Source organism: Brevibacillus sp. GCM10020057 (genome assembly GCF_042683565.1).
In the GTDB taxonomy this organism is placed as follows: domain Bacteria; phylum Bacillota; class Bacilli; order Brevibacillales; family Brevibacillaceae; genus Brevibacillus.
Genome location: NZ_JBHUJW010000001.1, coordinates 70024 through 82377, shown reverse-complemented (window position 1 = coordinate 82377; position 12354 = coordinate 70024). Strand labels below are relative to the sequence as shown.

General features: G+C 55.4%; 10 protein-coding genes. 9 read left to right on the top strand and 1 reads right to left on the bottom strand.

Translation table 11 applies throughout. From position 1 onward, the window contains the following. Positions 1-22: 22 nt before the first annotated feature. The 5 genes from ACFSO0_RS00370 to ACFSO0_RS00350 all read left to right on the top strand — a co-directional run bounded on the left by ACFSO0_RS00370 (position 23) and on the right by ACFSO0_RS00350 (position 7963). Complete coding sequence (locus ACFSO0_RS00370) at positions 23-1165, top strand: acyl-CoA dehydrogenase (protein ID WP_376874669.1); 1143 nt, start codon at positions 23-25, stop codon at positions 1163-1165. A gap of 240 nt (positions 1166-1405) precedes the next feature. Then, the gene (locus tag ACFSO0_RS00365; RefSeq protein ID WP_376874666.1) at positions 1406-2038 is read left to right on the top strand and encodes a TetR/AcrR family transcriptional regulator; all 633 of its coding nucleotides are present in this window, start codon (positions 1406-1408) and stop codon (positions 2036-2038) included. 27 nt (positions 2039-2065) lie between these two features. Then, entirely contained in the window at positions 2066-5317 is a 3252-nt protein-coding gene (gene icmF, locus ACFSO0_RS00360; protein ID WP_376874663.1) for a fused isobutyryl-CoA mutase/GTPase IcmF, read from the top strand. 284 nt (positions 5318-5601) lie between these two features. Next, positions 5602-6156, top strand: a complete 555-nt coding sequence (gene rpoE / locus ACFSO0_RS00355) for a DNA-directed RNA polymerase subunit delta (protein ID WP_376874660.1) — start codon at positions 5602-5604, stop codon at positions 6154-6156. Positions 6157-6361: 205 nt separating this feature from the next. After that, positions 6362-7963 (top strand): CTP synthase, encoded by a 1602-nt coding sequence (locus ACFSO0_RS00350; RefSeq protein ID WP_376874657.1) that lies wholly within the window; start codon positions 6362-6364, stop codon positions 7961-7963. A gap of 70 nt (positions 7964-8033) precedes the next feature. Here the strand turns inward: ACFSO0_RS00350 and ACFSO0_RS00345 are convergent, their stop codons facing one another. Then, positions 8034-8828, bottom strand: a complete 795-nt coding sequence (locus ACFSO0_RS00345; protein ID WP_376874654.1) for a lipid II flippase Amj family protein — start codon at positions 8826-8828, stop codon at positions 8034-8036. 155 nt (positions 8829-8983) lie between these two features. Here ACFSO0_RS00345 and ACFSO0_RS00340 point away from each other — a divergent pair, with 155 nt between their 5' ends. From ACFSO0_RS00340 to ACFSO0_RS00325, 4 genes are all read left to right on the top strand, one after another. Further along, a complete protein-coding gene (locus ACFSO0_RS00340) occupies positions 8984-9358 on the top strand; it encodes a response regulator (protein WP_376874651.1) in 375 nt (124 codons plus the stop codon). A gap of 97 nt (positions 9359-9455) precedes the next feature. Further along, complete coding sequence (gene fba, locus ACFSO0_RS00335; RefSeq protein ID WP_376874648.1) at positions 9456-10310, top strand: class II fructose-1,6-bisphosphate aldolase; 855 nt, start codon at positions 9456-9458, stop codon at positions 10308-10310. 15 nt (positions 10311-10325) lie between these two features. After that, the gene (fsa, locus tag ACFSO0_RS00330) at positions 10326-10970 is read left to right on the top strand and encodes a fructose-6-phosphate aldolase (RefSeq protein WP_376874645.1); all 645 of its coding nucleotides are present in this window, start codon (positions 10326-10328) and stop codon (positions 10968-10970) included. 79 nt (positions 10971-11049) lie between these two features. Continuing rightward, entirely contained in the window at positions 11050-12333 is a 1284-nt protein-coding gene (locus tag ACFSO0_RS00325) for a UDP-N-acetylglucosamine 1-carboxyvinyltransferase (RefSeq protein ID WP_376874642.1), read from the top strand. Positions 12334-12354: the final 21 nt, after the last annotated feature.

Sequence of the window (12354 nt, the reverse complement as noted above, 5' to 3'; positions counted from 1 at the left end):
AACACATGGGGGAGTGGAAGAAATGAACTTTCAACTGACCGAAGAACATGAGATGCTGCGAAAAATGATCCGTGACTTTGCCGAAAACCAGGTGGCTCCAACGGCAGCGGAACGCGACGAGGAAGAGCGGTTCGATCGTTCCATCTTTGAACAGATGGCCGAGCTGGGCCTGACGGGTATTCCGTGGCCGGAGCAATACGGCGGAGCAGGAGCGGATTACTTGAGCTACGTCATCGCCGTCGAGGAGCTGTCCCGCGTGGATGCTTCCATCGGGGTGACGCTGTCCGCCCATGTGTCCCTGGCGAGCTGGCCGCTCTACAAGTTCGGGACGGAAGAGCAGAAGCAGAAGTTTTTGCGCCCGCTGGCGGAAGGCAAGAAAATGGGAGCGTACTGCCTCACCGAACCGGGCTCTGGCTCTGACTCGGCAGGCATGCGCACCACGGCAGTCCGCGAAGGCGATCACTACATTTTGAACGGCAGCAAAATCTTCATCACGAACGCAGGGGAAGCCGAGATCTACATCGTGTTCGCGGTGACCAATCCGGAGCTGAAGCACAAGGGCATCACGGCCTTTATCGTAGAAAAAGGCATGGACGGCTTCACGATGGGCAAAAAAGAGAAAAAACTGGGCATCCGTTCCTCGCCGACGCTCGCTGTCAACTTCGAGGATGTCCGCGTACCGGCAGAAAACGTGCTGGGCAAGGAAGGCGAGGGCTTCAAAATTGCGATGATGACCTTGGACGGCGGACGCAACGGGATCGCCGCACAAGCGCTCGGCATCGCCCAGGGCGCGTACGAGCATGCCCGCAATTACGCCAAGGAGCGCAACCAGTTCGGCAAGCCGATTGCTTCCTTGCAAGCGATCCAGTTCAAACTGGCAGATATGGCGACCAAGATCGAGGCTGCCCGCCTGCTCACCTATCAGGCAGCATGGCTGGAGGATCAAGGGCTGCCGTACGGCAAAGCATCCGCGATGTCGAAGGTGTTCGCCGGCGATACTGCGATGGAAGTGACCACGGAAGCCGTGCAAGTATTCGGCGGCTACGGCTACACCCGCGAGTATCCGGTTGAGCGCTTCATGCGCGACGCGAAAATCACCCAGATTTACGAAGGCACCAATGAAATCCAGCGCGTTGTCATCAGCAACTACCTGCTGAAAGAATAGGAAAACCAGGCGTCCACGGCACAAGCGGCCACCGACCGGCAGAGTGGGAGCAGGATGACTGCTCCCGCCATTTCTTCTATATAAGATGTCCCGCAAAATGAAGGGGAAAAGAAAGAATTGGCTTCTGTCGTCGACTCGCTTATAATAGTTGCGACAAGATACAGAGACGAGCGTTTTTTCGCTTGATATTTGGCGAATCATCTGACCTAACGCTCGGTCGGTCGGAAGGGTGGAGCAATTATGTCTGAAAAAAGGAAAAGTATTCCTTCTTTGGTGAAGGACCCCAAGCTGATTGAGAAGCGCCGGGAACAGATCGTGGAAGCGGCAGTCAACCTGTTCATTCATAAAGGTTTTCATAAAACGACGACACGGGAGATTGCCCGTGCCTCGGGGTTTAGCATCGGAACCTTGTACGAGTATATCGAATCGAAGGAAGACGTCCTGTACCTCGTGTGTGACGCCATCCATGCGGAGATGGAGAGCCGTCTGCGCGAGGCGATCAATTTTAACGGGACCGGCCTGAAAATATTGAAGCTGGCCTTAAAGAGCTTCATTCGCGTGATGGACCAGATGAGCGATCGCGTCCTGCTCATTTACCAGGAGTCCAAATCGCTGCCAAAAGAGACGCTGCGCTTTGTCCTGGGACGGGAAGAAGAAATCGCCCAGGTCTTTGTGGAGATTCTCCGCAGAGGAATTGCCGACGGGTCCATTCGCATGGATGAAAAGCACGTCAAGCTCATGGCCGACAACATCATGGTGCTGGGCGAGATGTGGGTGTTCCGCCGGTGGGCTTTGCACAAACACTATACGCTAGAGGAGTACACCGAAAAGCAGATCGCTTTGCTGCTGAATGAAATCAGTGTCTCCGAATAATACTGGAATCTCGGGGAGAGTGGAACGATGGAAACAGAAGTGTATCGTCCGCAAAACAAGATTCGCTTTGTGACCGCCGCCAGTCTGTATGACGGTCACGATGCCTCGATCAACATCATGCGTCGTATTTTGCAATCTTCGGGAGTGGAAGTAATCCATCTGGGTCACAACCGTTCCGTTGACGATATTGTCACGGCAGCGATTCAGGAGGATGTGCAAGGAATTGCCATCAGCTCCTACCAGGGCGGTCATGTGGAGTTTTTCAAGTACGTGATCGATTTGTTGAAAGAGCGGGGAGCCGAGCATATCCGCGTTTTTGGGGGCGGGGGCGGTGTCATCGTTCCACGCGAAATTCGGGAATTGGAAGCATACGGAGTCTGTAAAATTTACTCCCCGGATGACGGCCGCAATCTCGGACTGCAGGGCATGATCAACGACATGCTCCGCAAGACCGATTTCCCGACGGTCAAGCAGCTCCGCGATGAAGTGGAGCGGCTCCGCGAGCAGAATCATCAGGCAGTCGCGCGGCTGATCTCCGTAGCGGAGTATGCCGTCGACGAGCCGCAGTGGGCAGAGCCGCTCAAAAACGGCGTGCCGGAGCCGCAGAAGACGATTCCGGTGCTGGGGATTACCGGTACGGGGGGCGCAGGGAAAAGCTCCTTGACGGACGAGTTGGTCCGCCGCTTTATTCGCACCTACGCCGACAAGACGGTAGCCATTTTGTCCGTCGATCCGTCCAAGCAAAAATCGGGCGGAGCGCTGCTTGGCGACCGTATCCGGATGAACGCCAACAACACGCCGCGCGTCTATATGCGCAGCCTGGCTACGCGCAAATCCGGCATGGAGCTGTCGGCGGCGTTGGAGGACGCGATTCGCGTGGCGCGCGCGGCGCATTTTGACCTGATCATTGTAGAGACGAGCGGAATCGGTCAGGGCGATGCGCAGGTCACGGAAGTGTGCGACGTGTCCATGTATGTGATGACGAGCGAGTTCGGGGCGCCGTCCCAGCTGGAAAAGATCGACATGCTGGACTTTGCCGACGTGGTCGCAATCAACAAGTTCGAGCGCAAAGGCTCCGAGGATGCCCTGCGCGAGGTGCGCAAGCAGTATCGGCGCAGCCGCCAGCAGTTTGACCTGCCGGACGAGAAGGTGCCTGTCTACGGCACGATCGCCAGCCAGTTCAACGACCCGGGCACCAATGTCCTGTTTGCGGCGCTGATGCACAAGATCGTCGAGAAAACAGGAGTAGACTGGTCCGTCGAGCAGCTGGATACGACTCCGGTCCACATTCACAAAACTTCGTTGATTCCGACAGAGAGGATCAACTATTTGCAGGATATCGCCAATACGGTGCGTCAATACCGCAAGTACACGGAGGAGCAGTCCGCTATCGCCCGCAAGCTGTACCAGCTGCACGGGGCCAAGGAGACGCTCCTGTCGTCGGGCGATGCTTCTACAGAGGAAGTCATTGCTGTTCTGGACAAACAGATCAAGCTGTTTGAAGAAAAGCTGCATCCGGAGTGCAGACGCATTCTGGAGCGCTGGCCGCAATTGAAGGCTTCCTACAAAGCGGATCAGTTCGTGACGAAAATCCGCGACAAGGAAATCGTGACCAAGCTGTTCAGCGAGTCGCTGTCCGGAACGCGCATCCCGAAGGTCGCCGTCCCCGAGTTCGAGGATTGGGGCGAGATTTTGAAATGGTCGCTGAAGGAAAATGTGCCTGGGGAGTTCCCGTACACGGCAGGCGTCTTCCCGTTCAAGCGGGAGGGAGAGGACCCGAAGCGCCAGTTTGCAGGCGAGGGAACACCGGAGCGGACCAACAGACGCTTCCACTTCCTGTCGCAAAATGACGAGGCCAAGCGCTTGAGTACGGCCTTTGACTCGGTGACGCTGTACGGGGAAGACCCTGACTATCGCCCGGACATTTACGGCAAGATCGGTACGAGCGGCGTGAGCATCTGCACGCTGGACGACATGAAAAAGCTGTATGCAGGCTTCGACCTGTGCGCGCCGAGCACATCCGTGTCGATGACCATCAACGGTCCGGCGCCCATGATTTTGGCGATGTTCATGAACACGGCGATCGAACAGCAGATCGAGGCGTTCACCGCGCGTGAAGGGCGCCAGCCGACCGCGGAGGAAGCGGAGAGAATCAAGGCGTACACGCTCTCGACCGTGCGCGGAACCGTGCAGGCGGACATTCTCAAGGAAGACCAGGGACAAAATACGTGCATCTTCTCCACGGAGTTTGCGCTGCGGATGATGGGCGACATCCAGCAGTATTTCATCGATCACAAGGTGCGCAACTACTATTCCGTCTCCATTTCGGGCTACCATATCGCCGAGGCGGGGGCCAATCCGATTACCCAGCTGGCCTTCACGCTGGCCAACGGCTTTACGTACGTCGAATACTACCTGAGCCGCGGCATGCACATCGACGACTTTGCGCCGAATCTGTCGTTCTTCTTCTCCAACGGGCTCGATCCGGAGTACACGGTCATCGGCCGCGTGGCACGGCGCATCTGGGCGACTGTCATGAAAAACCGCTATGACGCCAATGAACGCAGCCAAAAGCTCAAGTACCACATCCAGACATCGGGCCGCTCTCTGCATGCGCAGGAGATGGACTTCAACGACATCCGCACGACACTGCAGGCGCTCATCGCCATCTACGACAACTGCAACTCGCTGCATACGAACGCCTATGACGAGGCGATCACCACGCCGACGGAAAACTCGGTACGCCGCGCCATGGCGATCCAGATGATCATCAACAAAGAGCTGGGGCTGGCGAAAAACGAAAATCCGCTGCAAGGGTCGTTTATTATCGAGGAGCTGACCGATCTGGTCGAGGAAGCCGTCATGCAGGAGTTCGAGCGACTGAGCTCCCGCGGCGGCGTGCTGGGGGCAATGGAGACGCAGTACCAGCGCGGCAAAATCCAGGACGAATCGATGTACTACGAGATGAAGAAGCACACCGGCGAGCTGCCGATTATCGGAGTGAACACCTTTATCAACCCGAATTCGTCCGAGGAAGACTACGAGATCGAGCTGGCTCGCGCGACGGAAGAGGAGAAGTTGCAGCAGATCCAAAACCTGCGGGCCTTCCAGGAAAGAAACCGCGACGAGGCAGGACCTGCTCTGCGCCGCTTGCAGGAGGTCGCCATGTCCGGAGGCAATATTTTTGCGGAGCTGATGGAGACAGTGAAGGTAGCGTCGCTGGGACAAATCAGCGCGGCCTTGTACGAGGTCGGCGGGCAATACCGCAGAAACATGTAAGAGGCGAATCCCTCGGCAGCGAGCCGGGGGATTTCCCATGTCCGTGTTTGGAATTGCTGCCCCTTGCAAAGCTGCCTGCGGCTCGCCGCGAATATCTCTGCGCCACGGTTTGAAAGCCTTGCATTTTCGGCTAAAATAAGGAATACTGTATGTTAGCCTTCGTATGTTGTACAATGAAAGAATCCGACCTTATTGTAGATTTACCTGTACAAAGCCATGCCTCACCGAGAAGTACAGGCTGTATGGTATCCCGTAAGTTTTCAATGGAAAGGACGTGCCCCCAAGTGAGTCAATTGTTTGCTCATATTGATTCCGAGAAACTGAGTGAGATGGCATTGGTTGATATTGCGTATGAAATTTTGCGCGAAACCAACCGGACTTACAACTTCCGCGAGCTGATGGATGAACTGGCGAAGCTGCGCAACATGACGCACGAGCAGACGATGGCCATCATTGCTCAAGTATACACAGAAATTAACATCGACGGCCGCTTCGTCTGTCTCGGCGACAACGTCTGGGGACTGAAACGCTGGTATCCGACCGACACCGTCGAAGAGACGCAAGAAGGCGGCGGCACGAAGAAGAAAAAGGTCATCCTGGACGACGATTTCGACGACTACGATACCGAAGAAGACATCGTCGAAGAGTACGAGGAAGACGATGTGGTTATCTTTGACGACGAAGAAGAGTTCGTGGACGAAGATGTCGACATCGAGGATGAAGAACTCGATGCAGAAATCGATGAGGAAGAGATCGAGGAAGAAGAATTGTTTGAAGATGAAGAAGCAGAAGAAGAGGAGTTTGACGAAGATTTCGAGGATGAAGATGATCGAGGATAAGTCCTTGACTTCCGCCTGACAGACAGATAAAATACTCCTTGGGCTTCACATGAAGAAGGATCAAATATGGGAAACTATAAAACAAAAGTGCCCCTACCCCATCGCTGTACGGGATAGGACTCGCTTTTGTTTTTTCTTTTTTTGGGAGCCGTCTTCATCTGATTTATTATCATCTTGAGGATTAGGGAAAGAGGGGACGTAAACGATGGCGAAGTATATTTTTGTGACGGGCGGGGTCGTATCCTCGCTGGGAAAAGGAATTACGGCGGCTTCTCTGGGCCGACTCCTGAAGAATCGCGGACTGAAGGTAACGATTCAGAAGTTTGACCCATACATTAACGTAGACCCGGGAACGATGAGTCCGTATCAGCATGGGGAAGTATTCGTAACGGATGACGGAGCGGAAACGGACCTGGACCTCGGTCACTACGAGCGGTTCATCGACATCAACCTGAGCGCCAACTCCAACGTAACGACCGGTAAAATCTACTCCTCGGTGATCGCAAAAGAGCGCCGCGGGGACTACCTGGGCGGAACCGTACAGGTCATCCCGCACATTACCAACGAAATCAAGGAACGCGTCTTCCGCGCAGGCCGCGAGACCGGAGCGGACGTGGTCATCACCGAGATCGGCGGAACTGTCGGGGATATCGAGAGCTTGCCGTTCCTGGAAGCGATCCGTCAAATCAAGAGCGACATCGGCCGCGAGAACGTCATGTACATCCATGTGACGCTCGTGCCGTACATCAAGGCTGCCGGCGAGATGAAAACCAAGCCGACCCAGCACAGCGTCAAGGAATTGCGCAGCCTGGGCATCCAGCCTACCGTCATCGTTACCCGTACCGAACAGCCGATGACCCAAGAAATGAAGGACAAGCTGGCGCTGTTCTGTGACATCGATAAGAACGCGGTTGTCGAGTGCGTCGATGCCGAGACCCTGTACGATGTTCCGCTGCAATTGCAGGCGCAAGGGCTGGACGATTACGTCTGTCGCCATCTCGGCCTGACTTGCCAGGAAGCGGACATGACCGAATGGAAGTCGCTGGTCAGCAAGATCAAAAACCTGTCCAAAACAACGCGCATCGCGATTGTCGGGAAATACGTAGAGCTGCATGACGCCTACCTGTCTGTAGCAGAAGCGCTTTATCACGGCGGCTATGCCATTGACTCCAAAATCGACATCAAATGGGTGAGCGCGGAAGAAGTCACGGAGGAAAACGTGAGCGAACTGCTCGGCGACGTAGATGGCATCCTCGTGCCAGGCGGCTTCGGCGACCGCGGGATCGAAGGGAAAATTATCGCGACGCGCTACGCCCGGGAAAATAAAGTTCCGTTCCTGGGCATCTGCCTGGGGATGCAAATTGCCGTTATCGAATTTGCGCGCCACGTGGCAGGCATGGATAGGGCGAACAGCTCCGAGATCAATCCGGACACGCCATACCCGGTCATCGACCTGTTGCCGGAGCAAAAAGAAATCGAAGACAAGGGCGGCACCATGCGTCTGGGCGTTGGCCCGACCAAAGTGGAAGAAGGCAGCCTGGCCGCGCAGGCGTACGGCAGCACGCTGGTGTACGAGCGCCATCGCCACCGCTACGAAGTGAACAACGAGTACCGGGAGCAGCTGGCTTCGCTGGGTCTGCGCTTTGCAGGTACTTCCCCGGACGGCCGTCTGGTGGAGATCATCGAAGTTCCGGACCACCCGTGGTTCCTGGCTACCCAGTTCCATCCGGAGTTCACCTCCCGTCCGAACCGTCCGCAGCCGCTGTTCCGCGAGTTCGTAAAAGCTGCGCTGACCAACCGTAAATAAACAGGAAAAAATGCACCTGCGGCGGAATGTGTCGCAGGTGCATTTTGCATAAGATCTTGCGTTTTGCGGTTCAGTGAAAGAGCGGCGCAATCCATGCCACCCAGTAGGCAGCAGGGATGAGCAACGCCTGGGCGAGCAGCGTCCCGAAGAAACGGGCGATCATCAGCCACATGTACATATCGCGGATGGAGTCCAGCGTGGCTTTCCCTTGCATCGCCTTTTCCGTCATGAGCGCTACCTGCGGATCGACGAGAATCGTCATGAAAATGGTGGCGAAGCCGTTGATCAGCCCGGAGGACATCAGCACCGTAGCCTTGTAGTCAGGGGCGAGCAGCGTCGCGTAGAGGACGGACAGGATGCTGCTCGTGTAGATGCCGGTACCGATGCAGTTAAGCAGCAGCAGCCGGTTGGGCACGCCTTTGATGCGAAAGCGGGAGATGACGTTCAGGCTGGGCACGCGCACGTGATGCCGTACACGGCGGAGGCTGTCGATGGTGACGGCTGTACGCAGCATTTGCGGGATGGACCCTGCCAGCTCCAGGTGGGCGATCACTCTTTTGGAGAGCTGTGCCGCCGTCGGGAAGAGCAGGATGGACGCCAGCGTGCCGAGCGATGCCGCCGCGACGATCAGGTGCAGCTTCAGGCTCGGATCGCTATGGGACAGCGCCGCCTGGTCGATCAGTCCGCCGGTGAAGGGGCCCTGGATCAGGTTTGACGTGCGGGACAGGAGCAGGATAATGCCAACGAGTGACAAGGCTACCGCCAGCCTCCCTGACTGTACGCCTGCGAAGCGCACGGCATAGGAAAGTGTCTCCGTGGTATGGATAATGAAAGTCAACAGGCAGATCAGCCATACTGCGTCCATAGGGTCGTCGGCTCCTCACTTGGCTGAAAAAATCGTATTTCTATTATACTCCAATGCGCAGATGCGGGAAAATTTCAGCGGGATTCAGCAGGATTTTCCTGAATTTAGGCGAACCATATGTCATAAGGAAAAGGACCTGGTCAGGAGGATTGCACATGTTGAACAAGAAAGACAAAAAAGTGTTGGTGGTCGACGATCAGTACGGAATCCGCATCTTGCTTTACGAGGTACTGGGCAAGGAAGGCTACAAGACGTTCCAGGCTGCGAACGGAAAAATGGCGTTGGAGATCGTGGAAAAGGAGTCTCCTGATCTGGTCATCCTCGATATGAAGATCCCTGGCATGGATGGCATCGAGATTTTGAAGCACATCAAAAAAATCAATCAGGAAATCAAGGTCATCATGATGACTGCTTACGGAGAGCTGGACATGATAAAGGAAGCGACACAGCTCGGAGCGCTGACGCATTTCACCAAGCCGTTTGACATCGACGAGCTGCGCATGGCGGTGCATCAGCAACTGGCATGTTAGTATCAGGCGCAACCTAGACAAGCGTACCTGTTAACAAGCAGGTGTCTGTGATATAATAAGCCTCATGATTGAAGTTTGCTAGAGGAGGATTTACAATATGCCACTCGTACCAATGACCGCTTTTACCGAAGACGTCAAGAAGCACAAGTACGCCGTCGGACAATTCAACCTCAACAACCTGGAGTTCACTCAAGCGATTACTGAAGCTGCCATGGAGGAGAAATCTCCAGTCATTTTCGGTGTCTCTGAGGGAGCTCTGAAATACATGGGCATCGACTACACCGTAGCCATTGCCAAGGTGGCAGCGGAACGCGCAGGAGTCCCGGTTGCCTTGCACCTTGATCACGGCAGCAACTTTGACATGGTCATGAAGTGCATTCGCGCAGGGTTCTCTTCCGTCATGTTCGATGGATCTCATCACTCATTTGAAGACAACATTCGTCTGACCAAGCAAGTCGTAGAGGCTGCTCACGCTGTTGGCGTTTCTGTAGAAGGCGAGCTCGGTACGATCGGCGGGGTGGAAGACGACCTGTCCGTAGACGAGGAGGACGCAACTCTGGCCAATCCGGAAGAAGCGATTCGCTTCTGGGAAGAAACCAAGGTAGACTACCTTGCCATCGCTGTAGGTACCGCACACGGCATGTACAAAGGCGTTCCGAAAATCCGTTACGACATTATCGAAAAAGTGGCGAGCAACATCGGCGCTCCTATTGTGCTGCACGGCGGTTCCGGCGTGCCGGACGAAGCGATCGTCAAATCGATCAGCCTGGGCGTGGGGAAAATCAACGTCAATACAGAATCTCAAGTCGCATGCACCGAAGCAGTACGCAAAGTGCTCGCCGCCAAGCCGAACGAGATCGATCCGCGCAAATACCTGGGTCCTGCTCGCGATGCGATCAAGGAAGTAGTCAAAGGAAAAATGCGCCTGTTCGGAAGCAGCAACCGCGCGTAGCCAAGGAGGATTCCCATGCGCTTTCTGATAGATACAGCAAACGTCGATGAAATCCGCGAAATTCACGAGTGGGGCGTGCTCGCCGGCGTGACCACGAATCCTTCCCTGGTAGCCAAGGAAGGCCGCGATTTCATCGAGACGTTGAAAGAAATCATCGACATCGTAGACGGCCCGATCAGTGCCGAGGTCATCAGCACCGATGCAAAAGGCATGATTGAAGAGGGCGAAAAGCTCGCTTCCCTGTCCAAAAACATCGTCGTGAAAATCCCGATGACCGCAGAAGGCTTGAAGGCTGCCAAGTATTTTGCCAAGAGAAAGATCAGGACCAACGTCACGCTGGTCTTTTCCGCGAACCAGGCGCTGCTGGCTGCTCGCGCCGGAGCGAGCTTCGTGTCTCCGTTCCTGGGACGCCTGGACGATATCGGTCAGGACGGCATGAATCTCATCGACGACATCGCGGAAATTTTCTCCGTACACGGCATCGAGACGGAAATCATCGCCGCCTCGGTACGCCATCCGATCCACGTGACAGAAGCTGCGAAACGCGGAGCGCACTACGCTACCATTCCAGCGAAAGTATTCAAACAACTGCTTGCCCACCCGTTGACGGACAGCGGTATCGAGAAATTTCTCACTGACTGGGCAGGCATGCAAAAATAAGAACGAATGATACAGTTCCAAGCACCTTTTCCATCGGGGAAGGTGCTTCTTTCCCGATTACGTCTGAGGAGAGCAGAGCATGGATAAGCTGATCATCAATGGTGGAAAACCGCTCGCGGGGACGGTAACCATCAGCGGAGCAAAAAACAGCGCGGTAGCCTTGATTCCGGCTGCGCTTCTGGCAGATGGGCCAGTCGTGATTGAGAATTTGCCCCGTATTCAGGACGTGGACATTTATTGTGAGCTTCTGCAGGAAATGGGAGCCGATGTGCTCTTTGAAGACGATTGGATGGAAATAGACGGACGGTCCATGAAGCTGAAGCTGATGCCGAACGGGCGCATCAAAAAGCTGCGCGCCTCCTACTATTTGTGGGGAGCCTTGCTGGCGAAGTTCGGCGAAGCCCAGGTGGGGCTGCCCGGCGGCTGCGATCTGGGCCCGCGTCCGGTTGATTTGCATATCAAAGGCTTTGAGGCCATGGGCGCACAGGTGGAAAACAGAAACGGCGTCATGACGATCAAAGCGAAACGCGGCCGACTCCAGGGAGCGCGAATCTATCTCGACCTGGTGAGTGTCGGCGCGACTATTAACATCATGCTGGCTGCTGCCAAAGCAGAAGGCGTGACCATTATAGAAAATGCTGCCCGCGAGCCGGAGATTGTCGATGTAGCTACCCTTTTGAACAATATGGGAGCCAGCATCAAAGGCGCGGGTACGGACATGATCCGCATTCAGGGTGTGGATCGTTTGCGCGGCTGCCGCCACACGATCATTCCCGACCGGATCGAAGCGGGTACGTATATGATCGCGGCGGCAGCGACGAATGGCAATGTGCTGGTGGAGAATGTCATCCCCAAGCACTTGGAATCCGTCACAGCCAAGCTGCGCGAAATCGGAGCGGAAGTGGTAGAGATGGACGATTGCATTCAAGTCATCGGCCGTCCCGTCTACCGTTCCATTGATGTGAAAACAAGTCCTTATCCCGGCTTTCCAACAGATCTTCAGCAGCCGATTACGACCCTTTTGACGTTGGCCAAAGGATCGAGCATCGTCACCGACAACATCTACAGCTCCCGCTTCCGGCATGTCGATGAACTGCGGCGGATGGGGGCCAATCTGAAGGTCGAGGGCAGATCGGCCGTCATTGAAGGCGGCAGCAGACTGAACGGGGCGAAGGTCGTGGCTTCCGACCTGCGGGCAGGAGCGGCTCTGTTCATCGCCGGACTGGCGACGAATGGAACGACAGAGCTGGAAGGACTGGAGCATATTGATCGCGGGTATGAAAATTTGGTGGGCAAGCTGCAGTCGCTGGGGGCCGATGTAGTACGGGTAGGTCTGCATCACTCGGAAAATCATCAACGATAATAAATGACCAGAAAAGGAGTC

Excerpts from the sequence above, each read along its gene's own strand:
- ACFSO0_RS00370 (WP_376874669.1), top strand. The coding sequence starts at position 23 with ATGAACTTTCAACTGACCGAAGAACATGAGATGCTGCGAAAAATGATC.
- ACFSO0_RS00325 (WP_376874642.1), top strand. The coding sequence starts at position 11,050 with ATGGATAAGCTGATCATCAATGGTGGAAAACCGCTCGCGGGGACGGTA.
- fsa (WP_376874645.1), top strand. The coding sequence starts at position 10,326 with ATGCGCTTTCTGATAGATACAGCAAACGTCGATGAAATCCGCGAAATT.
- fba (WP_376874648.1), top strand. The coding sequence starts at position 9,456 with ATGCCACTCGTACCAATGACCGCTTTTACCGAAGACGTCAAGAAGCAC.
- ACFSO0_RS00365 (WP_376874666.1), top strand. The coding sequence starts at position 1,406 with ATGTCTGAAAAAAGGAAAAGTATTCCTTCTTTGGTGAAGGACCCCAAG.
- icmF (WP_376874663.1), top strand. The coding sequence starts at position 2,066 with ATGGAAACAGAAGTGTATCGTCCGCAAAACAAGATTCGCTTTGTGACC.
- ACFSO0_RS00345 (WP_376874654.1), bottom strand. The coding sequence starts at position 8,828 with ATGGACGCAGTATGGCTGATCTGCCTGTTGACTTTCATTATCCATACC.
- ACFSO0_RS00350 (WP_376874657.1), top strand. The coding sequence starts at position 6,362 with ATGGCGAAGTATATTTTTGTGACGGGCGGGGTCGTATCCTCGCTGGGA.
- ACFSO0_RS00340 (WP_376874651.1), top strand. The coding sequence starts at position 8,984 with ATGTTGAACAAGAAAGACAAAAAAGTGTTGGTGGTCGACGATCAGTAC.